The following is a 23,044-nucleotide window of genomic DNA, read 5'->3' as shown; positions in this document are numbered from 1 at the left end:
TTCAGGTCGGACTAGCAGGGGGTGGCGCAACCTTTGCGGGCATACCACCACCAGGTCACGACAATGCAGCTCAGGTAGAAACCGACAAACATGTAGAAGGCCATCGCCGGGCTACCGGTGGCGGCCATGGAGGTGCCGAAGGACTTGGGAATGAAGAACGCACCGAAGGCGCCCATGGCCGAACTGAACCCCAGTACGGCAGCGGATTCCTTGCCGGCATTCTTGATGGCCTGCTCGCGCTCGGCGGCGGATTTACCGGCGCTGGCTTTCTCGTGCTGGGTGCGGAAGATCACCGGGATCATGCGGAAGGTGGAGCCGTTGCCCACGCCTGTGGTGATGAACAGCAACATGAACAGGCCGAGGAAGCCGTAGAAGTTGCCGCCCTGGCCGTTCTGCGGCAGGAAGTGCAGCACGCCGAATACCATCACGATCATCAGCACGAAGTTCCACAGGGTCACTCGCGCGCCGCCCAGTTTGTCCGCCAGCCAGCCGCCCAGTGGGCGTACCAGAGCGCCAACCAGCGGGCCGAGGAAGGCAAACTTCAACGCTACTACGTCCGGAAACGAGGTTTTGATCAGCAGCGGGAACGCCGCCGAAAAACCGATGAACGAACCGAAGGTCGCCAGGTACAACCAGCACATCAGCCAGTTGTGCTTGCGTTTGAAGATCACCGCCTGCTCGCTGAACGAAGCGCGGGCGCTGGACAGGTCATTCATGCCGAACCAGGCCGCCACGGTGACGGTGAGGATGAACGGCACCCAGATGAACCCGGCGTTCTGCAGCCACAGCTGGCTACCGTCGGGCAGGGTTTGCGCTTGCCCGCCGACCATGCCGAACACCCCGAAGGTGATCACCAGCGGCACGCAGAACTGCATCACCGACACGCCCAGGTTACCGAGGCCGGCGTTCAGGCCCAGGGCCGTGCCTTGCTGCGACTTAGGGTAGAAGAAGCTGATGTTGGACATGCTGGAGGCGAAGTTGCCGCCGCCGAAGCCGCACAACAAGGCGATCAGCACGAACACGCTGTAAGGGGTGTTGGGGTCTTGCACCGCGAAGCCCATCCACAGCGCCGGCAGCAACAGCGACGCGGTGCTCAGGGCAGTCCAGCGGCGCCCGCCGAAGATCGGCACCATGAACGAATAGAACACCCGCAAGGTCGCGCCGGACAGGCCGGGCAACGCCGCCAGCCAGAACAGCTGGTCGGTGGTGAAGCTGAAGCCGATGGCGTTGAGGCGCACGATCACCGTGCTCCACACCATCCACACGGCGAAGGCCAGCAGCAGCGCGGGAATCGAGATCCACAGGTTGCGGGTAGCGGTTTTTTTGCCGCTGGCCCCCCAGAACGCGGGGTCCTCGGGGCGCCAGTCGTGAATCACCGGGCCCGAATCGGGCTTTTGCGCGATGGACATGTTCATTCTCCTTGGAGACGTTGGGCGGTGTTGCCCAGCAGCGGTTGTTTGCGGATTTCGCTGAGGTACATCCAGGTCAGGGACACCCAGACCACGCCGTACATCAACATGAAGCAGGACGAGCGCACGCCGGTGAGGTCCACCAGGGCGCCAAACAGAATCGGCAGCACAAAGCCCCCCAGGCCACCGGCCAGGCCGACGATGCCGGACACCGCGCCCATGTTCTGTGGGTAGTCATTGGCGATGTACTTGAACACCGAGGCTTTGCCGAACGCGAAGGCGATGCCCATCACGAACAGCAGCACGGTGAACAGGGTGGGGTTGAGGCCGATGTGCAAATCCAGGGGACCGTTGACGGTCTGCACCTGCAATTGAGTCTGCGGGTAGCTGAGCAGGAACAGGCAGACCCAGCTCACCCACAACACCCACCAGGTCACGCTCTGGGCGCCCCAGCGGTCGGACATCCAACCGCCGACTGCGCGCAGCACACCGCCGGGCAGGGAGAAACAGGCGGCCAGCAGCGCCGCGCTTTGCAGGCTGAAACCGTATTCCTGCACGTAGTACTTGGTCATCCACAATGCCAGGCCGACGTAGCCGCCGAAGACAATCGAGTAGTACTGGCAGTAGCGCCACACGGCCGGGTCTTTCAGGCACCGCAGTTGCTCGCGCAAGGTGGCGCCGCCGGCACTGCGGTGGGCCTTGTTCTCGCTGGTGAGGAACCAGAACAACAGCGCGGTGATGAACAGGATCGCGCCGAACACCTTGGGCACCAGGTGCCAGGTGCCGAGGGCGATCAGCGCCGGGGCGAGGAACTTGGTGACCGCGGCCCCGGCGTTACCGGCGCCGAACACGCCCATGGCGAAGCCCTGGTTGTCCTTGTCGAACCACTTGGCGACGTAGGCGATGCCCACCGAGAACGAACCGCCGGCCAGGCCGACAAACAGGCCCAGCACCAGGAACTGCCAATAGGCGGTGGCGTAGGTGATCAGGTACAGCGGCAGCACGCAGGCGAGCATCAACAGGAAGAACACGATGCGCCCGCCGAAGCGGTCAGTCAGCAAGCCCAGTGGCAGGCGCACCAGGGAACCGGTCAAGACCGGCGTGGCGGCCAGCAGGCCGAACTGGGTTTCGTTGAGTTGCAGCAGCTCTTTGATGGGCACGCCCAACACGGCGAACATCATCCACACCATAAAGCAGACGGTGAAGGCCAGCGTGCTCATGCCCAGCACCAAGCCTTGTCTTATACGGGGTTGAGTCACGGTATGCGCTCCGAAAGGTGATTTCATGAGCGCAGGTTAGGGGCGACACCCCCTTGGAACTTGACGCAGATCAACGTCGGCCAGGGGGGTATAAGGCTATGCTGATCCCATATACCTCTAAGGAGGTAGTCCCTATAACAAGAGAAAGTCTTTATTTATCAATGGATTGATCTCTTGTGCCGGCGTTTTCCCGTGGGAGGGTTTGCCGGCAACTCTTTAGAGGTAGTGCGCCAGGGATCGCCGTTTTCCAGCTCGTTTTTCCTTTTCAGGTGCCGCCATGCAGGCTTTCTCCCCCCTCCGACTACGCCGTGATGTTTAACTGGCTACGCAGCTCCCTGCCCGCACGCGCCGGCTTGGCTGTGATCCTGATCGCTATCCTGGCCCTTGCCAGTTCCTTGAGTGCGGGGCTGATCGCCTGGTTCAGCCAGGGCGACGCCGCCGCAATCAACACCGCCGGCTCCGTGCGTATGGAGACCTACCACCTCAGTTGGCGGCTCGCCGCCGCCGCGCCGACCGAAGAGATCGACACCATCACCCAGAGCCTGCAAAGGCGACTCGACAGCGACTCGCTCAAAGCGGTGCTGGAAGACGGCCCGAACAGCGCCCTGCTGCAGAGCTACCAACAGATCCAGCAACGCTGGAACGACGAGCTGCACCCGGCCCTGACGCGCGGTGATACGGCGCAATTCCAGGCCAGCGCGCCGACATTCGTCGAGCAAATGAATCAATTCGTCAGCCTGTTGCAGCAACAGAGCGAACGCAAACAAAGCTGGCAGCAAGGCATCCAGGGCCTGGCGCTGTTCAGCACGTTGATCATCCTGTTGATCGGCCTGTATGAGTTGCAGTACGGCGTGGTCAACCCTTTGCAGGAACTGGTACAGGCCACCCGGCGCTTTCGCGACGGCGATTTCAAGACCCGGGTCAACCACCGCTCCGACGATGAGCTGGGGCAACTGGCCCTGAGCTTCAACACCATGGCCGAGACCATCGAGGCGTCCCACCGCACCCTGGAAAGCCAGGTGCGCCTCAAGACCCTCAACCTGCAACAAGCCAACGCCGCCCTCGAGCTGCTGTACCAGAGCAGCAGCAGCCTGGCCACGCGCCTGGCCAATGCCGAGGGCCTGGACGAATTGATCCGGCGCTTCCAGAAACGCCTGCCGGGGTTGCGCCTGTCGTTGTGCCTGCAAGGCCACTTCCTCGCACCGGCCCAGCAGATGCTCGCCTTGCACGGCGGCGACAGCCGTAACATCTGCGCCATCGGCGATTGCGCGAGTTGCCATAAACACAAAGTGGCGCCGCCGCAGATATTCAGCATCAGCAACCAGGGCTCGGAACTGGGCGAACTCAAGGCCCACTTCGACGATGGCCACCCTCCGCAAGACTGGGAAAAGCAATTGATCCAGGCCCTGGCCAACCTGATCGGCACTTCGCTGTCGCTCAAACGCCAGCGCGAACAGGACCATCGTTTGCTGCTGCTCGACGAGCGCACCATCATCGCCCGGGAACTGCACGACTCCCTGGCGCAGGCGCTGTCGTACATGAAGCTGCAAGTCAGCCGCATGCAAACCCTGATCCGCCGGGGCGAACCCGTGGAAACCCTGGCCACCGTCACCGCCGAACTGCGCGACGGCCTGAACAACGCCTACCGCCAACTGCGCGAGCTGCTGACCACCTTCCGCCTGCAAATCCACGATGCCGGGTTGGTACAGGAGCTATCGGAAACCGCCGAAGAGTTCTCCCGGCGCGGCGAATTCCAGGTCCACCTGCACGTCGACGCCCTCGCCTTCCAATTGTCGGCCAGCGAACAGATCCACTTGCTGCAGATCACCCGCGAGGCCTTGTCCAACTGCCTGCGCCACGCCCATGCGCAAAACGCCTGGCTGCAACTGCGCCAGGAGGGCGAGACCGTGAGCCTGAGCATCGAGGACGACGGCCGTGGCTTTTGCGGCGCCGTCGACCAACGCGAACACCACGGCCTGACCATCATGGACGAACGCGCGCGCAGCCTGCACGGCCAACTCGACATCAGCCCCCGCGAGCCCCAGGGCACACGGGTGCATTTACGTTTTCAACCGGAATTTCTCGGGCAACCTCTACAAGGTAACCTCCCATGAGCACACTCCCCCGCCACCGCATTTTGCTGGTCGACGATCACCCGATGATGCGCCATGGCATGCGTCAGATACTCGAACTCGAAGACGATCTGCAGGTGGTCGGCGAAGCCGGCAATGGCCAGGAAGCCCTGGACCAGATCGAAACCCTGCAACCGGACCTGGTGCTGCTGGACAACAACATGCCGCAGATGAACGGCCTGGAAACCCTGCGCCGCCTGCGCGCCATGAACTATGCGGGCAAGGTGCTGCTGTTTACCGTGTCCGATGCCGAGGATGACATTCGCGATGCACTGCGCCTGGATGCCAACGGGTATCTGCTCAAAGACATGGAGCCGGAGTTGGTGGTGGAGTTCATCCGTGATGCGTTGCATGGAGCGCTGGTGATCAGCCCCGGGTTGACGCGGGTGCTGGCCCAGGCACTGCGCTCGCCGCAACCCCATGCGGCGGTGGACTTGACGGAGCGGGAACGGCAGGTGCTGCGCACGATTGCCAGTGGCTACAGCAATAAGGTGATCGGGCATAAGTTGGGGATTACCGAGGGGACGGTGAAGGTGCATGTGAAGAATCTGCTGCATAAGTTGGGGTTGCGGTCGCGGGTGGAGGCGGCGGTTTGGGCGATGGAGCACTTGCGGCAGGCGGGTTGATGGTTTTTCGGGGGGTTGGGTACATATCCGTTTCTTCGGTAGCGGCGGCTGGTGGCTCCGCTCTTGCCCCAACACTCGGCACCTCACTAATGCTCGGGCAAGGGCAAGAACAGATCAAAAGCAGAGCAAGGTCTATCTGACCCATGGAGATCCAAATGTGGGAGGGGGATTGCCCCCGATAGCAGTGTGTCAGCCACTACATGCATGACTGCTCCACCGCCATCGGGGGCAAGCCCCCTCCCATATTTTTGACCGCGTTCGGCTTGCAGGATCAGGTTGGCTATAAGACCGCGCCTAAGAGCAAGAGCAAATACAGAATGAAGTCTATCTGACCCATGGAGATCCAAATGTGGGAGGGGGCTTGCCCCCGATAGCAGTGTGTCAGCCACTACATGCATGACTGCTCCACCGCCATCGGGGGCAAGCCCCCTCCCACATTTTTGACCGCGTTCGGCTTGCAGGATCAGGTCGGCTATAAGGCCGCACCTAAGAGCAAGAGCAAATACAGAATGAGGTCTATCTGACCCATGGAGATCCAAATGTGGGAGGGGGCTTGCCCCCGATAGCAGTGTGCCAGCCACTACATGCATGACTGATCCACCGCCATCGGGGGCTTGCCCCCTCCCACATTTTGACCGCGTTCGGCTTGCAGGATCAGGTCGGCTATAAGGCCGCGCCTAAGAGCAAGAGCAAATACAGAATGAGGTCTATCTGACCCATAGAGATCCAAATGTGGGAGGGGGCTTGCCCCCGATGGCAGTGTGTCAGCCACTGCATGCATAAGTGATCCACCGCCATCGGGGGCAAGCCCCCTCCCACATTTTTGACCGCGTTCGGCTTGCAGGATCAGGTTGGCTATAAGGCCGCGCCTAAGAGCAAGAGCAAATACAGAATGAGGTCTATCTGACCCATGGAGATCCAAATGTGGGAGGGGGCTTGCCCCCGATAGCAGTGTGTCAGCCACTACATGCATAAGTGATCCACCGCCATCGGGGGCAAGCCCCCTCCCACATTTTTGACCGCGTTCGGCTTGCAGGATCAGGTCGGCTATAAGACCGCGCCTAAGAGCAAGAGCAAATACAGAATGAGGTCTATCTGACCCATGGAGATCCAAATGTGGGAGGGGGCTTGCCCCCGATAGCAGTGTGTCAGCCACTACATGCATGACTGCTCCACCGCCATCGGGGGCAAGCCCCCTCCCACATTTTTGACCGCATTCGGCTTCCAGGATCAGGTTGGCTATAAGGCCGCACCTAAGAGCAAGAGCAAATACAGAATGAGGTCTATCTGACCCATAGAGATCCAAATGTGGGAGGGGGCTTGCCCCCGATAGCAGTGTGTCAGCCACTACATGCATGACTGCTCCACCGCCATCGGGGCAAGCTCCCTCCCACATTAAGGCCACATCTTTAACCCAAGCTGACCGAACATGGGAAGAGGTACCCCCTTCGAGGCATATCCCCAAACCCCGGGCCGCCCTACCCTGATGAACCGCGGAGGCCCTTATGCTCACCCATCCCCACATCGTTCTAACCCTGCGCAGGCATCACCTGTTCAGCCGGCTGCCTGAAAAAACCTTCCAGGATGTCTGCACCCTGGCCAGTCTCAAGCGTTTGCCCAATCACACCCCGCTCATGCACCAGGGCGATCCCGCCGATCGGTTCTTCCTGCTGGTCAGCGGCCAGATCAAGCTGCACCGGGTCACTGGCGAAGGTCAGGAGCATCTGGTGGAAGTCATCCGCCCCGGCCAGACGTTTGCCGAAGCGCTGCTGTTCACCCAAGCCAAGGCGTACCCGGTGAGTGGCACCGCGCTCAAGGACAGCGTGCTGGTGAGTATCGAAGGCCAACACTATCGCCGCGCCCTGGAAGACCAACCGGCCATTTGCCTGGCGATTCTGGCGAGCATGAGTATTCACCTGCATCAGCGCCTCCAGGACATCGACACCCTGACCCTGGCCAATGCCAGTCGCCGGGTGATCAATTTCCTGTTCCAGGAGCGCGACGACGTCAGCGGTGAGGTGGTGTTGCAGGTGCCCAAGCGCCTGGTGGCGTCGAAGCTGGGGATTCAGCCGGAGACGTTTTCGAGGATTCTGCATCGGCTGGTGGAAGGCGGGTTGATCGAGGTGCGCCAACGCACCATTCGAATCCTGAACGCAGAACAGTTGATGGGGTATCAAGCCGGTTGATACCCCCTCGCGGTCAATGCCCGCTGTGCATCATCGGCATCGGTTGCTGCAACAACGCCAGGTCGATCTGCTCGAAACGCAACAGCCGACCACCGGTGTCCGCCGCGACTTTCTGCGCTTTGGCCTCATCGGCAAACGAAGCCAGTACCACGCCCATGGCGCCCTTGAGCCCGGTGCCGATCACGTAGTACGCAGTGCGGGCGTCGATCAGGTGCTTGTCGTCCGGGGCATTCCATTGGCTGCGGCCCATGTCGTGTACGTACAGCTTCGCGTCGTCGTGCCGGTTTTCCGGTTGCAGCCACCAGCCGAGCATTTCGGCGGTAGAACAGAATTTCTTCACCCCGCCCCGCTCCACCACTTGGCCCTTGGGCCCGGGGAATTCGTTGATCACCATACCGCACACGTGGCACTCGTCGTTGGGATGAAACGCCACCGGCGCGTCACTGAAGCTCGACTCCGGCGCCTTGTCGCAGGCGGTCATCAACAAGCCGACCAACAAGGCCGCCACTACCCGTGTCTTGAAACCCATTTCACTCACTCCAGCAGTCATAAAAAGTCCTCACGCCGCACGGCGGCGGAACAGCCCGTAGGCCAGTGCCAGCGGCACGGCCACCCATGCCAGCAGGCACGCCCACAGGGCCAGCGGCGGCACGTCCAGGTCTGAACCCAGGGCCATGACCCCGACGGACTGGGTGCCCGTACCGAAACCCGAGAGGTTGATCAACCGATACACGTCGGTGGGGTTGAGCAGCAGTAGCCAAGGCAGCCCCTGCGGGTTGAACTGGCCTTTGCTGAGCACCAGCAAGGCCAGCAGCGCCAGGTCGAAGACCAGCACGAAGAAGAACCACACGCCGAGCGCCAGCCCGGCGGCGGTGGATTTTTCCGCGCACAGGCTGCTCAGACCATAAGCCAGCCCGAGAAAGCACCAGCCAAGCAGGGCCGAGGTCAGCATGAACCGGCCAAAGGCCCAGAGCAGCATGGCGAAGTCCACGTCGTCGACCAGCAACGCAATGGCGAGCATCGCGCAGCCGAAGCCGAGGACCGTGGCCAGCGCGAGGATCAGCCCATGGCCGACGAACTTGCCGAGCAAGATCTGCCCGCGCCCCAACGGATAGGTGAGCAACAGCAACAAGGTGCCGCTCTCGTCTTCGCCGACGATCGCGTCGTAGGCCAGCAACAGCGCGATCAGCGGCATCAGGAACGTCGCCAGGCTGGCCAGGCTGGCGATGGTCGCCGGGATCGAGGTGAAGCCCAGTTGCCCGGCGGCGGCGGCGCCCAGCCAGGCGATGCCGATGGCCAGCACCGCGAACAACAGGCTGATCGCCAACAGCCAACGGTTGCGCAGGCCGTCGCAGAACTCTTTGCGGGCCATGTTCCAGATCGGGTTCATAAGGCCGCCTCCTGTGCCGTGACCATCGCGCTGTCCATGTAATGCCGGTAGATGTCTTCAAGGGACGGCGGCAGGATTTCCACGTCGCTGGGGCTGTCCTCGGCCAGCAGTTGGCGCAGCAGTTGCACCTTGCTGCCGTTGTGCGCCGCCACTTGCAGCCCTTCGACGCCCCAGCGCCGGGTGACATGGCCGGCGGCGCTCCAGCGTTGTTGCAGCGATTCGACGCGCTGCAAGCCGCAGGTGCGGATCAGCGTCGGCAAGCCGGCCTCGGCGCGCAACTGCGCCAGGCTGCCCAAGGCCAGCAGGCGGCCCTGGGTCAGGATCGCCGCACGGTTGATGTGCGCCTCGACGCCCGGCAGCACGTGGGAGCACAGGATGGTGCTGGTGCCGGCCGCACGCAGGCGGTCGAGCAGGCGATACAAGTCCTGGGTGGCGAACGGGTCGAGGCCCACGGTGGGTTCGTCGAGCAGCAACAGGCGCGGCTCGCCGAGCAAGGCCTGGGCCAACCCGAGGCGCTGGCGCATGCCCTTGGAATAGGTCTTGACCCGCCGCCCTGCCGCCGCGGTCAGGCCGACGTCATCCAGCAGGCTGTCGACCTGATGCATCGGCGCGCCCTTGAGCCGGGCAAAGTGACGCAGGGTTTCGACGCCGCTCAACTGTGCATAGAACGTGACGTTTTCCGGCAGGTAACCGAGCCAGCGACGCACGTGGGGATCACTCGGCGCACGGCCGAACACCCGCACCTCGCCGGCGCTGGCGCGCAGCAGGCCGAGCACCAGCTTCATCGCCGTGGTCTTGCCCGCGCCGTTGTGCCCGAACAACCCCAGGACTTCGCCGGGGGCCAGGCTCAGGTTCAGGTCGTGCAGCACCGTGGCACGCCCATAGCGCTGGCTGACGCCTTCGATCTCGACGACATTCATCATGCAGGTTCCTTCTGAGTGGGGGCTTGCATCAGGGGGTGGCTGTCCATCACACCCGGCGACTTCATCACCGGAAACGCACGTTGCACCCAGCGCAGCAACTCGATGCCGGGGCTGTTCATCAACAGCCGCACCTGGGGGTACAACCACAGCAGGCGGTCGACGTTGTCGTTCGGCTCGTAAGCCACATCGCCGAGGCCATCGCCGTTGCGGTCCCAGCCGAGGTAGTCGCTCCAGTAGTTGCCCCGGCCGTCCGCCGACCATTCCTGCAAGCGGCTGGCGACGTATTTGACCTGGCGCTGGTTGTCGATGAAGGCGTTGCCGGCGATGCGGTTGTCTTCGGAGCCGGCGGTCAGGTGAATGCCCACCGCGCTGCGCGCGAAGCGGTTGTTTTCGATGCGGTTGAACAGCGAGTTGTAGATGAACAGTGCCTTGCCTTCGCCGCCGGCGATCATGGTGTCGCCGGTGGAGCCGTCGCGCACATCGGTGACGACGTTGTCCTGCAAGGTCGAATAGGTGATGTAGTTCATCAGGATGCCGTAGTTCTGGTCCTGCTCGGAGCGATTGCCGATCACCGTCAGCTTGCGGCTTTGCATCAACGCATAGCCGGTGCGGGTGCGGCGGGTGGTGTTGCCCAGGACCTGGTTGTCGTTGGCAAACATGTAGTGGATGCCGTAGCGCAGGTCTTCCAGGGTGTTGCCTTGCAGCAGGTTGCCGTTGGAGGTGTCGATGTAGATGCCGTCGCGGGTGTCGCGCACGTGGTTATCGATGACGCGGGCACCGTGTACCGCGTACAGGTGAATGCCGTTGCCACGGTCCTGCGAACGTACCGAGGTGTCACCCTGGATGCGGTTGCCGATCACGCTCACGTCCTGGGTACCATCGACCCAGATGCCAAAGCCCTGGCCTTGCAGGCGGTTGCCCAGCACTTGCGCGCCGCGCGCCTGGGGCTGGATGAACACAGCGGCGTTCATGGCCGTGAGGTCGTCGCCCCAATCGAGGAACGTGCAGCCTTGGACGCTGACATCCGGCGCGCTGATCAGCAGGCCGTTGCCCTGCCCTTCGGCCTGGAAGATGGCGCCGGGGGCGCAGGTCAATTGCAGCGGTTGGTCGATGCGGAACGAGCCCCGGTACTCGCCGGCAGGCAAGCGCCAACGGTTGGGGCCGTCGGCTTGCAGGGGTAAGTCGGTGATGGGGCGAACGGCGGCGACCGCTCCCGCCGAAGCCACTATCAGCATCACCAGGATGACGAGTGATCGAGTCACGATGATGTCCTCTTAAAGGAAATGCGGCTAAAAGTGGGAGGGACGGTGCGACGATTCGACTTGCTCCCGATGAGGGTGTGTCAGTTGATGCATCTGTGACTGATTCACCGCCATCGGGAGCAAGTCGAATCGTCGCACCGTCCCTCCCACATTTGCCTTGTGTCGTTTCTCAAACAGCGTGTCAGGCGGGCTCGACCTTCATCCGCCCGACCATTTCCATGTGCAGGGCATGGCAGAACCAGCTGCAGTAGTACCAATGCAGCCCGGGCTTGTCGGCAATGAATGTGATCGACGAGGTCTGCTGCGGGCTGATCTCCATGCTCGCGCCGTGGTTGACCATGACAAAGCCGTGGGTCACGTCTTCGATCATGTCGATATTGGTGATGGTCACGGTGACTTCATTGCCCTGTTTGACGGTGAACTCCGAAAGCCCGTAGGCCGGGGCCATGGAGGTCATGTACACGCGCACTTTGTTGCCGTCGCGGATCACCTTGCTGTCGGTTTCCAGGTTGATCCCGTCCTTCTTGGCGATGGCCACCGTTTCGGCGAAGAATGGATCGTTGCGCTCCCAGATTTTCTTGGTCTTGATCTGGTCGCGACGCGCCATCACACAGTCATGGGGCTCGGCGAAGGCCGGGCCGTCGTGGACCAGTTTCATTTCATCGCCGGAGATGTCGATCAACTGGTCGTTTTCCGGGTGCAGCGGGCCGGTGGGCAGGAAGCGGTCCTTGGAGAACTTGCTCAAGACCACCAGCCACTGGCCGTCGGCGTCGCGGGTTTCGGTCAGCGACGCATGGTTGTGACCGGGCTGGTACTGCACATCAAGCTTCTGCTTGATGTAGTTGACCTTCTCGCCGCCATAGGCACGGATGGCCTCGGCGATGTTCCACTTGACCACCTGGCTGTCGATGAACAGCGTGGTGTAGGCAAAGCCGCGTCCGTCGTAGGTGGTGTGCAGCGGGCCCAGGCCCAGCTCCGGTTCACCGACCACCACACCGCGCGGGTCGCTGATCTTGCCGCTGAACAGGTCGTCGAGTTTTTCGATGGCGATGATGGTGCAGGTCGGCGACAGCTTGCCGTTGGCGATGAAGTACTTGCCATCCGGCGAGGTGTTGCAGCCGTGGGGGTTTTTCGGCACCGGAATGTAGCGGGTGAACTCGCTGTCCTTGCCGTCCTCGGATTTGCGTCCGTCCACCACCGGCACCTTGACGCCGTCCACATTGATGAACTTGCCGGCCTTGATCGCCGCTTCGATGCGCGGGATGTTGAACACCACCACCCAATCGCGCTCATTGCGCATCATGCCGGCCAGGTCGGTGGCCTTTTCCGAGTTGTAGCAGGTGGCCGCTGCGTACTTGCCGGTGTAGTCCATGTCGGCGTTGTCGAGGTTGCCGTCGACGATCACCTGGAAGGCCATCTCCATTTTTTCCGCATCGATGGCGTTGAACATGGTGAAGCTGTTGCGATCCTGCAGGTCGAAGTTTCGGCCGTCATTGGGGTGCGGGATGATGAATTCGGCGTTGCAGAACACGTACTTGGTGTAGGGCACCTTTTGCAGGCGCAGGCCGTGGATGGCCTGAACGTTCGGTACGGTGAGGATTTTGTCGCACTTCATGATGTCCAGGCGGATGCGCGCCACCCGGCTGTTGGCCTTGTCATTGATAAACAGGTACTTGCCGTCGTAGTGGCCGTCGGTGGTGGACAAGTGCGGGTGATGGCAATCGCCGTTGGAGTACTTGGCGCCCTCGCCGAGGATGCGCTTGCTCTCGTTGGTCAGGCCCCAACCGGTGGCCGAATCGACGTTGAACACCGGGATACGCATCAGCTCGCGCATCGACGGGACGCCCATCACCCGCACTTCGCCCTGGTGACCGCCACTCCAGAAGCCGTAGTAATCGTCGAGCTGGCCGGGTTCCACATGGATTTTCGATTTGGCGTCCTTGGCCGCCGCCGCGAAGGATTCACGGGTAAACACCGCGCCGCCGAGGGCCGACGCACCCGCCAGTACGGCGCCGGTCACCGCACCGGTGCCGAGGAAACTGCGCCGGGTCAGGCCGTCATGTTTATCGTCTGTATCGTTCATGGGTTGCTCCTTCAAGCGTTGGGATTTATCTGCACTACGGGAATCTGTTCGGGCGCCGCCTTGTTGCGCTTCTTGCGTTTGTTGATCAGCGGCGGGCATTTGTTTTCGTTGTGCCAGGTCATCTGGCAGTCGAGGCAGTAGTGGCATTCGTTGGCGTTGATATGGCCGTCCGGGTGGATCGCCTGGATCTCGCATTCCTTCGCGCACAGCTGGCACGGGTTACCGCATTCCTGGCGCCGCTTGAGCCAGTCGAACAGGCGGAACTTGCTGGGGATCGCCAGGGCGGCGCCGAGGGGACAGAGGTAGCGGCAGTAGACTTTGCGGGTGAACAGGTTGATCACCAGCAACGCCACGGCGTAGAGCACGAACCACCACTGGCGGTCGAACTTGAGCGTGATGGCGGTCTTGAACGGTTCCACTTCGGCAAAGCGTTCGGCGGTGGCCATGGATTCCAGGGAGAGGCCGAACAGCACCAGCAGGATCAGGTACTTGATCGCCCACAGCCGTTCATGCACCGCGAAGGGCAATTCGAACTGGCGGATCTTCAGGCGGCGCGCGGCCTCGTTGAGCAGTTCCTGCAAGGCCCCGAACGGGCACAGCCAGCCGCAGAACACCCCGCGCCCCCACAGCAGGATGCTGGCGGCGGTGAAGACCCAGAGCATGAAGATCAGCGGGTCGGTGAGGAACAGTTCCCAGCGGAAGTCCTGGACCAGCGCATGCACGAAGGTCAGCACATTGACCACCGACAACTGCCCCAGCGCATACCAGCCGATGAACCCCACGGTAAACACCAGGTAGCCGCGGCGCAGCCAGTGCAGCAGGCGCGGGCGCCGGGCCAGGCTGTCCTGCAGGAACAGGATCGCGGTAAGCAGCAGCAGCGCGACGCCGAGCACCATGACCTGCACCTGTTTCTGGTACCAGATGCTCAACCACAGTGGGCGGCTGGCCTCATCCAGCGCGGCTTGTTCGGCGGCGGTGGGCAGCGGCCGTTCCAGGTACTGTTCGGGCATCTGGTAAGGCAATTCGAAGCTGCTGAACGTGCCGCTGACCGGGCCGGTCTGGCGCCGCACCAGCAGTTCCAGGGTCCAGGGCGAGCCTGGGTCGAAGCCGGCCTGCGGGCGCACGATGAATACCGACATCTCGTCGAAGGCCGGGATGCCCTCGGCGTAGACATCGTCGACGCGCTGGTGGTCGAGGTCGCGGAAGCTGATCACGTTGCCGAACTGGCGCAACTGCACCCGGTCGAAAATCCCGCCGCGCACATAACCCGAACCCTTGAACGAAAACAGCCCACGGCCGAGCACGGCGATGGCCTGTTCGCCGGGTTTGAGCCCCTGCATCAGGTTGCGGTAGTGCTCTTCGCCCAACAGGTTGCGGCCGATGCTCGGCGGGTTGATGTCGGCCACATAGAGGTCGATGAAGGTCTCATCCGCGGCCTCGGCGCCTTCGGCGGCGGTGTCCTTGAAGGCCGCGTCGACCTGGCCCCGGGTCAAATGCAGGCGGCGGATCGCGCCGTTGCCGGTCAATTGTGCCCAGGTGGCGGGGTCAAACCGGTCGGTGCGGATCAGCGCGACTTTCTGCGCGGTCGCGGCCTTGCCGTCGATCAGCTTGAGCCACACCGCCACGTCATGGGCCGCCCGCATCACCACTTCATTGACCACCATCGCGGTCACGGTCGCACCGGCAATCGCGTCCACCGTCACCGCCTTCGGATCGCTGGAACGCCCGACCACCACGCGCTGGCGCACATCGACGCCGGAATAGTGCGCGGTGAATTCGTGCAGTTTGATCTCGGGAATACCGATCAACAGGATCGGCTCGTGGTGTTCCAGCACGTAGGCATCGCGGATCACCCCGGCGGCGTCGAGGATCACCAGGGTGTTGATCGGCTTGCCCGAATACGCCGGGATCGCCACCACATCCAGGCTCTGGAACACGTAGCCGATGGGCTTGCCGGCAGTCGAAATGGTCCGCACCTTGAACGGCCCGTCTGGCGCGGAGACCGCATCCTGGGCGGGGAAAGCGCGTTCGATACGCTGCTGTTCGATGTCGCCGTAAGGCCGGGCCTGGGCGGTGAAGCTGGTGATGAGCAACACCACCAGCAGCGTCAGCCAGTGGCGTGTCAAGCGCGCGGAGCGAGTCATGGAGTCCCTTGAGGCGTCGGGCTGAAGAGGGCCCCGATAGTGGGGCGACGATGGCAAGTGGCCCTTGATCGAAATCAAGTCGAGTCCGATGAGGGTGCGGCGCATACGCACGGCTGGCGCGTTGTCGCACCTCTTACTTGAGCTTCAGGCGCCGCGCCAGCTTGTGCAGGTTGCTCGCGTCCACGCCAAGCAAGCGCGCGGCACTCGCCCAATTGCCGGCGCAGTGTTCCAGGGCGTGGCGAATGTTCCAGCGCTGGCACTCGTCCACCGCCACCGCCAAGGGTTGGAAGGCCTCGATCGATGACGCGGGCATGGCTCGTTCCACCGCGACGGCGGCCGTGTCCAGGCCCAGGGCGTGCGGTTCCAGGCGGATCACCGAACTGCGCGGTTCGCCACGACTGAGCTGCTTCAACGCGGCGCGACTGATCACATGCTCCAGCTCACGCACATTGCCCGGCCAGGCGTACTCGAGCAGCGCCTGTTGCGCCGTCGGCGACAGTTGCAGGTCATGCAAGCCCAGGCGCTCGCGGCTGAGCTCAGCGAAATGCCGCGCCAGCAGCAACACATCCTCGCCACGCTCGCGCAACGCCGGGATCGGCAGCGGGTACACCGACAGCCGGTGATACAGGTCGGCGCGAAACAGGCCGTCACGCACGCGGTCGGGCAGGTGGCGATTGGTGGCGGCGATGATGCGGACATCCACATGCAATGGCCGATCGGCGCCCAGGCGCTGGATCTCGCCATTCTCCAGGGTACGCAGCAGCTTGGCCTGGATGCTCAAGGGCAATTCGCCGACCTCATCGAGGAACAAGGTGCCGCCGTTGGCCGCATCGAACCGCCCGGCGCGGTCGTGGGTGGCGCCGGAGAAGGCGCCCTTGACGTGACCGAACAGCTCGCTTTCGGCCAACGCCTCCGGCAGCGCCGCACAGTTGACCTGCACCAGAGGCTTGTTGCCGCGTTGCGACAGACGATGCAGGCGCCGCGCGAACAGCTCTTTGCCGACCCCGGTTTCGCCGAGTAACAACACCGGCAACTGCGTTTCGGCCAGCAGCGCCAGCTCGTCGAGCAACTCCTGCAACACCGCGCTCTGGCCGAGGATGCCGTCGAGCGGCGCGGTCATTTCGACCCTCCTGGGGTTCAGAGCACCCTGGAAGCGTGTGGTCATGATTACCTTACTCCGGGATAAATCGTTACTTTTCAATGCGTTAAAATTGGCACGCTGCCTGCAATCACTGGTTCATACCCGTATTGCCGATGAGGAAAGCCCGATGACCGTGAGCGACTGGAACACCCAAACCCAGGACCACTTGATCGACCATCTGCTGGCGCGCTACCACGCACGTCATCGCGAGCAATTGCCGGAACTGGTCCGCATGGCGAGCCGCGTCGAACAGGTCCACGGTCAGCACCTGCAATGCCCCAACGGCCTGGCCGACCTGCTGCTCGACATGCAGCAGGAACTGGAGAGCCATATGCTCAAGGAGGAACAGGTATTGTTCCCGATGCTGCAAATGGGTATGGGGCCGCAGGCGTCGACGCCGATCCAGGTGATGCGCTACGAGCACGACCAACACGCCGAGGCCCTGGAGCAGCTGTTGAGCCTGACGAACCAGATCACCCCGCCGGCCGACGCCTGTAATACCTGGCGCAGCCTGTACCGCGAGCTGAGCGCCTTTCATGCCGACCTGCGCGAACACATCCGCCTGGAGAACGACATATTGTTTGCCCGGGCCGCGCCCAGCCTCGCCGCGGCCCGCGCATAGCGCACTTTCACAAGCGTTCACTGCGACGATCGTGCAGCGTTGCCTGTGCGCTGCCCTTGTCGTAGATCAAGTACGGCCGACGCCAACAGGATTAACCTTGGGTATCCCTTCCCGATATTCCCCGAGGTCAAGATGGTGCTCCATCGTGTTCATCACCAGATCCTGCGCAGCCACCACTTGTTCGAACCCCTGGACGAGGCGCAGTTGAACGAGCTGATGAGCAGCAGCCAATTGCTCAGTGTCGACAAAGGCGAACCGCTGTTCCGCCAGGGCGAACCGGCCGATGCGTTCTACTTCGTGATCGCCGGCGCGGTGAAAATCTACCGCCTCACCCCGGACGGCCAGGAGAAGGTGTTCGAGGTGATTGGCGAACGGCAGACCTTCGCCGAAGCCATGATGCTGATGGATACGCCCAACTACGTGGCGTGCGCCGAAGCGGTGTGCCCCACGCAGTTGTACCGGCTGTCCAATGCCACCTACATGCGTTTGCTGCAGAGCAACAGCCGCCTGACCTTCGCCCTGCTCGGCAAGTTGTGCGTGCGCCTGCACCAGCGGGTCAACGAGATCGAAACCCTGTCGCTGAAAAACGCCACCCACCGCGTGGTGCGCTACCTGCTCACGCAACTGGTGCGCTTGCAAAGCACTACCGACTGCAGCTTCGAGCTGCCGATGGCCAAGCAACTGATTGCCGGGCACCTGTCGATCCAGCCGGAGACGTTTTCGCGGATTATCCGACGCTTGATCGACGAGAAAATCATCACCCAGGACGGCCGGCAGATCGCAATTCTCGACCGCCCGCGCCTGGAGCAATTCGAGTGAAAACCTGCCTGGTCTGCCAGCACGGCAATGCCGTGGAGCGCGACCTGTGCGAGCATTGCGCCACACCGCTGCCCGAGGCCCACGCCAGCACCCAGGCGCGCCGACTGAAGCGTTTCCAGTGGTTCTGCCTGGGCCTGACGCTGTTCTGCGTGGTGATGTTCTTCTGGTTGCCCAGGGACTTTTACTGAGTCTCGGTCAACTGCCGATACAGCTGCGGCAGGCGTTGCGGTAATTGTTCCGGGCGATGGATCAGGGTGAAACCATGGGCGCCGAACATGTACGGCAGATAGTCGCCGGCCTGTTTGTCGATGGTGATGCAGAACGGAATCAAGCCCTGGCGCCGCGCTTCGACCACCGCCTGGCGCGTGTCCTCCACGCCGTAACGTCCCTCATACAGGTCCAGGTCATTGGGCTTGCCGTCGGTGATCAACAACAGCAACTTACGCCGCTGCGGGCAGGCGCCCAGCAACTGGGTAGCCTGACGGATAGCCGCGCCCATGCGCGTGTAGTAGCCCGGCTTGAGGCCCTGGATCGCGCCGCGCGTGCGGTCGTCATAGGCTTGCTGGAACGTTTTGAGCACCTGCAAGCGCACCTGGTGCCGCCGCAGTGAAGAAAACCCATACAACGCAAAGCGATCCCCTGCCCCGGCCAGGCTTTCACCAAACAGCAGCAGGCTGTCGCGTATCACATCGATGACCTTTTGCTCATCGTTGACATGGGCATCGGTGGACATCGACAGATCGGCCAGCAACAGGCACGCCAGGTCGCGGTGGGTGTGGCGTTGTTCAAGGAACAGCCCGCGTTCGGCGCAGGCGCCCTGCTGGCGCTGCACATGAAAATCCAGCCAGGCCTGCAGGTCGACCTCTGACCCCTGGGGCTGCTGGCGCTGCCATTGGCGGTCGGTGCGCAGGCTCTGGAATTGCCGGCGCAAGCGCTGGGCCTGGGCCTGCAACCGCGCGGGCAAGGGTTGCGGGGCGTCGCAACGCGGCTGCATCAATTGCAGGTTGACGAAGCCTTCCTGCAAGCACTGCCGGCGATAGTCCCACTCGGGCAACTTGATGCCGTCGCCCAAGGGGATGTCGTCGACATCGGCGGGCGGCAGATCCAGGTGCAGCTTGAGCCCGCCGCTCTTGCGCACGCGCTGGCGCGACAGGCTCAACTGGTCGAGGTCTTCGGCGACGCGGGCAGCGTCCGGGTCCTGGCTATCGTCGGACCAGCGATCGAGGTCGACGTGTTCGCTCCAACTGAACAGGTTTTCCAGGCGCACCACCAGCAGGCCGCCATCGCGACTCGCGTCGTCAACGCGGGTGGCACGCTTGGGCCCGCCTTGCTGCTCGCCGGGCGGGGCTGAGAGGTCGTCGCCCTCCTCTTCCAGGTCGGTATTTTGCGCGGTGTCCAACTGCAGCGCCGGGTACAGCCATAACGGCAACGGCCAGGCGGCCCGTGAACTGCGCGGCAAGTGACGCACGCTGCCGGGTTCGCGCAGGGCCTTGCGCAAGGCCCGCTCCAGGGCGGCTTCGTCGGGTTTGAGGCTGGCGGGATCGGGGCGCAGTTGCAGGTGCGCCTCCACCAGGCGTTGGTAGCGCGGCAGCATCGCCGGGTAGCGCTGCAACAGCAGCCAGGTCCAGCGTTGGTTGTCGCGCGCCCAGTGGCTCATCGGCCCGGCGTGGGCCGCGAGCAGCGCCAGCCAGCGGTACAACTCGTGATTCAGCGCCGCGTCGGGAAACACCGCCAGGCGTGCCGGCAAGCGCAAGCGGTTACCGTCGCAGGACGCCAGGGGGGCTTGCTTGCAGGTGCCGGCGATACGCATCAACAGGTTGCGGCGCAGCAACAGGTCGCGTTCGCAGGCCGCCTCCAACGCCATCCCGCCAGCGCCGCCCAGGGCGCGGAACAACAGGGCCAGGCTGCGCTGATGGTCCGTCAGCGCGACCTGCGCCTCGGGGAAATCGACATTGGCACGGCGGGTGATGAAGCGGTGCCAGACGCTGCCGACCCACTCTTCCAATTCCAGGGTAAAGGCCATGAGCCGTGCTCCAAACGTAAAACGGCCCGCTGTACCAGCCGGGCCGCCGTCTTAGGGATTGACGATCAATACACAATCGGCGCCGGCGCACCGGCGACGGCTTGGCGTTGGCGGAAGCTGTACAGGTAGCAGAGCAGCCCCAGCAGGAACACCACGCCACTGGCCAACCGGGCCCAGAACAAGACGGTCAAATGCTCGACCGTGGCCATGAACGGCAAGGCCACACCGTCCGCCGGCCAGCGCTGCAACCACACCTGCACCACACCGGCTGCGGTGAGGAGCAAGGTGATCATCACCATCGACAGCACCATCAGCCAGAAGCCCCAGATTTCAATGGTCTGCGAACGCGCATCGGGCGCTTCGCCGAGGCCGCGCAAGCGTGGCATGGCGTAGCTGATCAGGGTCATCACGATCATCGCGTAGGCCCCGAAGAACGCCAGGTGACCGTGGGCCGCCGTGAGCTGGGTACCGTGGGTGTAGAAGTTGACCGGTGCCAGCGTATGCAGGAAGCCCCAGACCCCGGCGCCGAAGAACGCTGTCACCGTGGTGCCCTTGGCCCACAAGGTCGCCGCGCGGTTCGGGTGCTGGCGCCGCCGACGCTTGACCATGGTGAAGGCGAACATCACCATCGCCAGGAACGGCAGCGGCTCCAGGGCCGAGAAGATCGAGCCGACCCACAGCCACACCTCGGGTGCGCCGATCCAGAAGAAGTGGTGCCCAGTGCCGATGATCCCGGTGATCAAAGCCATGGCGATGATCACGTACAGCCATTTCTCCACCACTTCACGGTCGACGCCGGTGACCTTGATCAGCACGAACGCCAGCATCGAGCCCATGATCAGTTCCCACACGCCTTCTACCCAAAGATGCACCACCCACCACCAGTAGAACTTGTCACGTGCGAGGTTACCGGGGTTGTAGAAGGAGAACAGGAAGAACACCGCGAGGCCGATCAGGCCGGTCATCATCACCATGCTGACCGTGGTTTTGCGGCCCTTGAGCAGGGTCATGCCGATGTTGTAGAGAAAGCCCAGGCACACCACCACGATGCCCATTTTGGTAATGGTCGGTTGCTCGAGGAACTCGCGGCCCATGGTCGGCAGCAGTTCGTTATGGGTCAGCTTGGCCAGTGCCGCATAGGGCACCAACAGGTAACCGAGGATGGTCAACACCCCGGCTGCGGCAAACACCCAGAACAGCAAGATCGCCAGTTTGGGGCTGTGCAGTTCGCGGTCGGCCTCCTCGGGTATCAGGTAATAGGCGGCGCCCATGAAGCCGAACAACAGCCAGACGATCAACAGGTTGGTATGGACCATCCGCGCCACGTTGAAGGGGATCAACGGGAACAGAAAGTCGCCCACCACGTATTGCAGGCCCATGATCAGGCCAAACAGCACCTGGCCGACGAACAGGATCAAGGCAAACACAAAGTAGGGTTTGGCCACGGCCTGGGATTGGAATTTCAGATAGGGATTGGCGCTGCGCATGGCTCAGCCCTCCTTGTTGGGTGGCCAGTTATTGGTATCGATCTTCGAGCTCCATTTGAGGAACTCGGCCATATCGTCCACCTCCTGGTCGCTGAGGTTGAATTGCGGCATGGCGCGACGCCCCGGCACCCCAAGGGGCTGCATTTTCATCCAGGCGTGCAGGAACGGCTTGAACCCTTCGTCACCCCCACGACGCTTGAACACATTGCCCAGCTCCGGCGCAAAGTACGCGCCTTCGCCCAACAGGGTGTGGCAACCGACGCAGTTATTACGCTCCCAGACGCTCTTGCCGCGGATCACCGATTCAGTGAGCTGGTCGACATTGCTACGGGCGGGAAAGGTTTGTTCGGTGTGGTAGGTCAAGGCCAGGAAAATCAGGAAGAAGAACACGCTTCCTCCGAAATAGATGTTCCTGGCCATGCCCTTGGTGAAGGTCTCTGACATGGTCGCTTCCTCATGGCTTGGCGGGGGTCATGATAGGAAGGTGGAGGGTGAAAACCGCTTGATGGCGATCAAGAATTGTTGATCGGGGTGGTCAAGTATTCTTGGGGAATTGAGTCTGGGTCGGTTGCGGCGGTGACAGTGCCTTTTTAAAGCGGGTTTTCATTGGCTCAAAAATATTGAATAAATCCGTCCCGTTTGGCTCCGTGTGATTCAGGGTGTGGCGAAGAAACTAAGCGTGCTCTTTAGCGTTGCCCAGTGAGCCGCTTCGGCGGGCCCGAGGGGTTGGGTCTTGACGTAACTCAACGCGATCAGGCGGCGTGTGCCCGGTAGTTGCAGCGCCAACTGGTACTGGTAAAAGCTGTCGCTGCCTTTGTTGAAACTGTTCTGCACTTCATAGGCATCGACATCCAGTGCGGCCCCCACCTTTATGGCTTGCACTGGCGAGTAACGAAGGTACTTCTCCTGTTGTTCGAGCGTCTTGAGCTGCGCTTCGAAGTTACTTTGCAACGTTTCGCCGTCCGCCAGCGGGCTACGGCTGACGACCAGCGTGGTGCCCAGGTGGGCGAACTTGAGAATATTGATCGAGGCATCCTGTACGGCTGCATCGGGCAAGGTGAATTGGGCTTCATTGATCAAGTAGTTCATGGTGCAAGCATCTCGTTATTGGCCGGCGCCCGGCTTGTCCGCAAATGTTGATTCGACGGCGTTATGAATAGTGGTTCGCACCCCCTGCTGACCGGGTGATGTGCCCTTGTCACTGCCCTGGTTGATATCCAGTTTGCCTTTGGTCTGGATCTTGCCGCTGCCGGAGGAAAACAGATTGAACGAGCCACAGGTCAGGTTGATGGCTCCGTCTGCCGTGAGCTCAATCACACTGTCGCCGCACACCAGGCGAATACTGTCTCCAGCTTCGATGGTATAGCGCGTGGCGGCGCTGTCAGACTTGGCGCCGCCCACCAGCAGGGTGTCGTTGTTGCGTACTACGCGCAGGCGATTAGCGCCAATCGTCACCGTCTCGTTGTGCCCAATACTCTTGTTGCGGTCATGCCCCACCGAATGGCTCTCATCCACCTCGACGACGATGTCCTGATTGC

The 23,044-nt window shown here is 62.4% G+C and carries 17 protein-coding genes and 3 pseudogenes; 6 read left to right on the top strand and 14 right to left on the bottom strand.

The features are described from left to right. Window positions 1-11: 11 nt before the first annotated feature. Window positions 12-1,409 carry a NarK family nitrate/nitrite MFS transporter gene (locus C8K66_RS26010; RefSeq protein ID WP_046383084.1) on the bottom strand — a complete coding sequence of 466 codons (1,398 nt, stop codon included), beginning with the start codon at window positions 1,407-1,409 and terminating at the stop codon, window positions 12-14. Window positions 1,410-1,411: 2 nt separating this feature from the next. After that, window positions 1,412-2,629, bottom strand: a complete 1,218-nt coding sequence (locus C8K66_RS26005) for a nitrate/nitrite transporter (protein WP_017849326.1) — start codon at window positions 2,627-2,629, stop codon at window positions 1,412-1,414. A gap of 350 nt (window positions 2,630-2,979) precedes the next feature. On the opposite strand from C8K66_RS26005, the gene C8K66_RS26000 reads away from it, so the two are divergent. The 3 genes from C8K66_RS26000 to C8K66_RS25990 all read left to right on the top strand — a co-directional run bounded on the left by C8K66_RS26000 (window position 2,980) and on the right by C8K66_RS25990 (window position 7,612). Further along, the gene (locus C8K66_RS26000) at window positions 2,980-4,782 is read left to right on the top strand and encodes a HAMP domain-containing protein (protein ID WP_108526372.1); all 1,803 of its coding nucleotides are present in this window, start codon (window positions 2,980-2,982) and stop codon (window positions 4,780-4,782) included. Then, entirely contained in the window at window positions 4,779-5,426 is a 648-nt protein-coding gene (gene narL / locus C8K66_RS25995; protein WP_017849328.1) for a two-component system response regulator NarL, read from the top strand. Before C8K66_RS26000 ends, narL begins: the two co-directional genes overlap by 4 nt. Before the next feature lie 1,505 nt (window positions 5,427-6,931). Beyond that, the gene (locus C8K66_RS25990; protein ID WP_017849329.1) at window positions 6,932-7,612 is read left to right on the top strand and encodes a Crp/Fnr family transcriptional regulator; all 681 of its coding nucleotides are present in this window, start codon (window positions 6,932-6,934) and stop codon (window positions 7,610-7,612) included. A 13-nt stretch (window positions 7,613-7,625) separates the two neighbouring features. On the opposite strand, the gene C8K66_RS25985 is transcribed toward C8K66_RS25990, so the two are convergent. From C8K66_RS25985 to C8K66_RS25955, 7 genes and pseudogenes are all read right to left on the bottom strand, one after another. Next, window positions 7,626-8,141: a nitrous oxide reductase accessory protein NosL gene (locus C8K66_RS25985; RefSeq protein ID WP_057006107.1), complete on the bottom strand. Its 516-nt coding sequence runs from the start codon at window positions 8,139-8,141 to the stop codon at window positions 7,626-7,628. Between the two features lie 30 nt (window positions 8,142-8,171). Further along, a complete protein-coding gene (locus tag C8K66_RS25980; RefSeq protein ID WP_046383080.1) occupies window positions 8,172-9,002 on the bottom strand; it encodes an ABC transporter permease in 831 nt (276 codons plus the stop codon). Continuing rightward, window positions 8,999-9,922 carry an ABC transporter ATP-binding protein gene (locus C8K66_RS25975; RefSeq protein WP_017849332.1) on the bottom strand — a complete coding sequence of 308 codons (924 nt, stop codon included), beginning with the start codon at window positions 9,920-9,922 and terminating at the stop codon, window positions 8,999-9,001. Before C8K66_RS25975 ends, C8K66_RS25980 begins: the two co-directional genes overlap by 4 nt. Continuing rightward, on the bottom strand, window positions 9,922-11,160 hold the full coding sequence (locus C8K66_RS25970) for a nitrous oxide reductase family maturation protein NosD (RefSeq protein WP_057006108.1): 1,239 nt from the start codon (window positions 11,158-11,160) through the stop codon (window positions 9,922-9,924). Before C8K66_RS25970 ends, C8K66_RS25975 begins: the two co-directional genes overlap by 1 nt. A 208-nt stretch (window positions 11,161-11,368) precedes the next feature. Further along, window positions 11,369-13,270, bottom strand: coding sequence for a TAT-dependent nitrous-oxide reductase (nosZ, locus tag C8K66_RS25965; protein WP_046383078.1), 1,902 nt, complete (start codon window positions 13,268-13,270; stop codon window positions 11,369-11,371). An 11-nt stretch (window positions 13,271-13,281) separates the two neighbouring features. After that, window positions 13,282-15,414 carry a transcriptional regulator NosR gene (gene nosR / locus C8K66_RS25960; RefSeq protein ID WP_108526370.1) on the bottom strand — a complete coding sequence of 711 codons (2,133 nt, stop codon included), beginning with the start codon at window positions 15,412-15,414 and terminating at the stop codon, window positions 13,282-13,284. A gap of 133 nt (window positions 15,415-15,547) precedes the next feature. After that, window positions 15,548-16,513: pseudogene (locus tag C8K66_RS25955) on the bottom strand (sigma 54-interacting transcriptional regulator); the annotation flags it as partial. A gap of 208 nt (window positions 16,514-16,721) precedes the next feature. On the opposite strand from C8K66_RS25955, the pseudogene C8K66_RS25950 reads away from it, so the two are divergent. The 3 genes and pseudogenes from C8K66_RS25950 to C8K66_RS25940 all read left to right on the top strand — a co-directional run. Next, window positions 16,722-17,177, top strand: a pseudogene (locus C8K66_RS25950) (hemerythrin domain-containing protein); the annotation flags it as partial. Window positions 17,178-17,309: 132 nt separating this feature from the next. Then, window positions 17,310-17,996 (top strand): Crp/Fnr family transcriptional regulator, encoded by a 687-nt coding sequence (locus C8K66_RS25945; protein ID WP_017849338.1) that lies wholly within the window; start codon window positions 17,310-17,312, stop codon window positions 17,994-17,996. Further along, entirely contained in the window at window positions 17,993-18,184 is a 192-nt protein-coding gene (locus C8K66_RS25940) for a hypothetical protein (protein WP_057006111.1), read from the top strand. The genes C8K66_RS25945 and C8K66_RS25940 overlap by 4 nt, the downstream gene beginning before the upstream one ends. Here the strand turns inward: C8K66_RS25940 and C8K66_RS25935 are convergent. The 5 genes and pseudogenes from C8K66_RS25935 to C8K66_RS25915 form a co-directional block, all read right to left on the bottom strand. After that, on the bottom strand, window positions 18,178-20,019 hold the full coding sequence (locus tag C8K66_RS25935; protein ID WP_017849340.1) for a nitric oxide reductase activation protein NorD: 1,842 nt from the start codon (window positions 20,017-20,019) through the stop codon (window positions 18,178-18,180). The genes C8K66_RS25940 and C8K66_RS25935 overlap by 7 nt on opposite strands. A gap of 65 nt (window positions 20,020-20,084) precedes the next feature. After that, a complete protein-coding gene (locus tag C8K66_RS25930; RefSeq protein WP_046383075.1) occupies window positions 20,085-21,506 on the bottom strand; it encodes a cbb3-type cytochrome c oxidase subunit I in 1,422 nt (473 codons plus the stop codon). Between the two features lie 3 nt (window positions 21,507-21,509). After that, a complete protein-coding gene (locus C8K66_RS25925; protein ID WP_017849342.1) occupies window positions 21,510-21,950 on the bottom strand; it encodes a cytochrome c in 441 nt (146 codons plus the stop codon). Between the two features lie 210 nt (window positions 21,951-22,160). Further along, window positions 22,161-22,595, bottom strand: a complete 435-nt coding sequence (locus C8K66_RS25920; RefSeq protein ID WP_057006112.1) for a DcrB-related protein — start codon at window positions 22,593-22,595, stop codon at window positions 22,161-22,163. Window positions 22,596-22,610: 15 nt separating this feature from the next. Further along, a pseudogene (locus tag C8K66_RS25915) lies at window positions 22,611-23,044 on the bottom strand (type VI secretion system tip protein VgrG); the annotation flags it as partial.

The sequence above is a fragment of the Pseudomonas sp. GV105 genome, assembly GCF_003058185.1.
Classification (GTDB): domain Bacteria; phylum Pseudomonadota; class Gammaproteobacteria; order Pseudomonadales; family Pseudomonadaceae; genus Aquipseudomonas; species Aquipseudomonas veronii.
The sequence above is the reverse complement of the archived record's forward strand: the minus strand, read 5'-3'. Positions and strand labels throughout refer to the sequence as shown.

Coding starts and splice junctions, on each gene's coding strand:
- C8K66_RS25990 (WP_017849329.1), top strand. CDS start 6,932: ATGCTCACCCATCCCCACATCGTTCTAACCCTGCGCAGGCATCACCTG.
- C8K66_RS25980 (WP_046383080.1), bottom strand. CDS start 9,002: ATGAACCCGATCTGGAACATGGCCCGCAAAGAGTTCTGCGACGGCCTG.
- C8K66_RS25935 (WP_017849340.1), bottom strand. CDS start 20,019: ATGGCCTTTACCCTGGAATTGGAAGAGTGGGTCGGCAGCGTCTGGCAC.
- C8K66_RS26000 (WP_108526372.1), top strand. CDS start 2,980: ATGTTTAACTGGCTACGCAGCTCCCTGCCCGCACGCGCCGGCTTGGCT.
- nosZ (WP_046383078.1), bottom strand. CDS start 13,270: ATGAACGATACAGACGATAAACATGACGGCCTGACCCGGCGCAGTTTC.
- C8K66_RS26005 (WP_017849326.1), bottom strand. CDS start 2,629: ATGAGCACGCTGGCCTTCACCGTCTGCTTTATGGTGTGGATGATGTTC.
- C8K66_RS25920 (WP_057006112.1), bottom strand. CDS start 22,595: ATGAACTACTTGATCAATGAAGCCCAATTCACCTTGCCCGATGCAGCC.
- C8K66_RS25930 (WP_046383075.1), bottom strand. CDS start 21,506: ATGCGCAGCGCCAATCCCTATCTGAAATTCCAATCCCAGGCCGTGGCC.
- C8K66_RS25970 (WP_057006108.1), bottom strand. CDS start 11,160: ATGCTGATAGTGGCTTCGGCGGGAGCGGTCGCCGCCGTTCGCCCCATC.
- C8K66_RS25985 (WP_057006107.1), bottom strand. CDS start 8,141: ATGGGTTTCAAGACACGGGTAGTGGCGGCCTTGTTGGTCGGCTTGTTG.
- C8K66_RS25925 (WP_017849342.1), bottom strand. CDS start 21,950: ATGTCAGAGACCTTCACCAAGGGCATGGCCAGGAACATCTATTTCGGA.
- C8K66_RS25945 (WP_017849338.1), top strand. CDS start 17,310: ATGGTGCTCCATCGTGTTCATCACCAGATCCTGCGCAGCCACCACTTG.
- narL (WP_017849328.1), top strand. CDS start 4,779: ATGAGCACACTCCCCCGCCACCGCATTTTGCTGGTCGACGATCACCCG.
- C8K66_RS26010 (WP_046383084.1), bottom strand. CDS start 1,409: ATGTCCATCGCGCAAAAGCCCGATTCGGGCCCGGTGATTCACGACTGG.
- nosR (WP_108526370.1), bottom strand. CDS start 15,414: ATGACTCGCTCCGCGCGCTTGACACGCCACTGGCTGACGCTGCTGGTG.
- C8K66_RS25975 (WP_017849332.1), bottom strand. CDS start 9,922: ATGAATGTCGTCGAGATCGAAGGCGTCAGCCAGCGCTATGGGCGTGCC.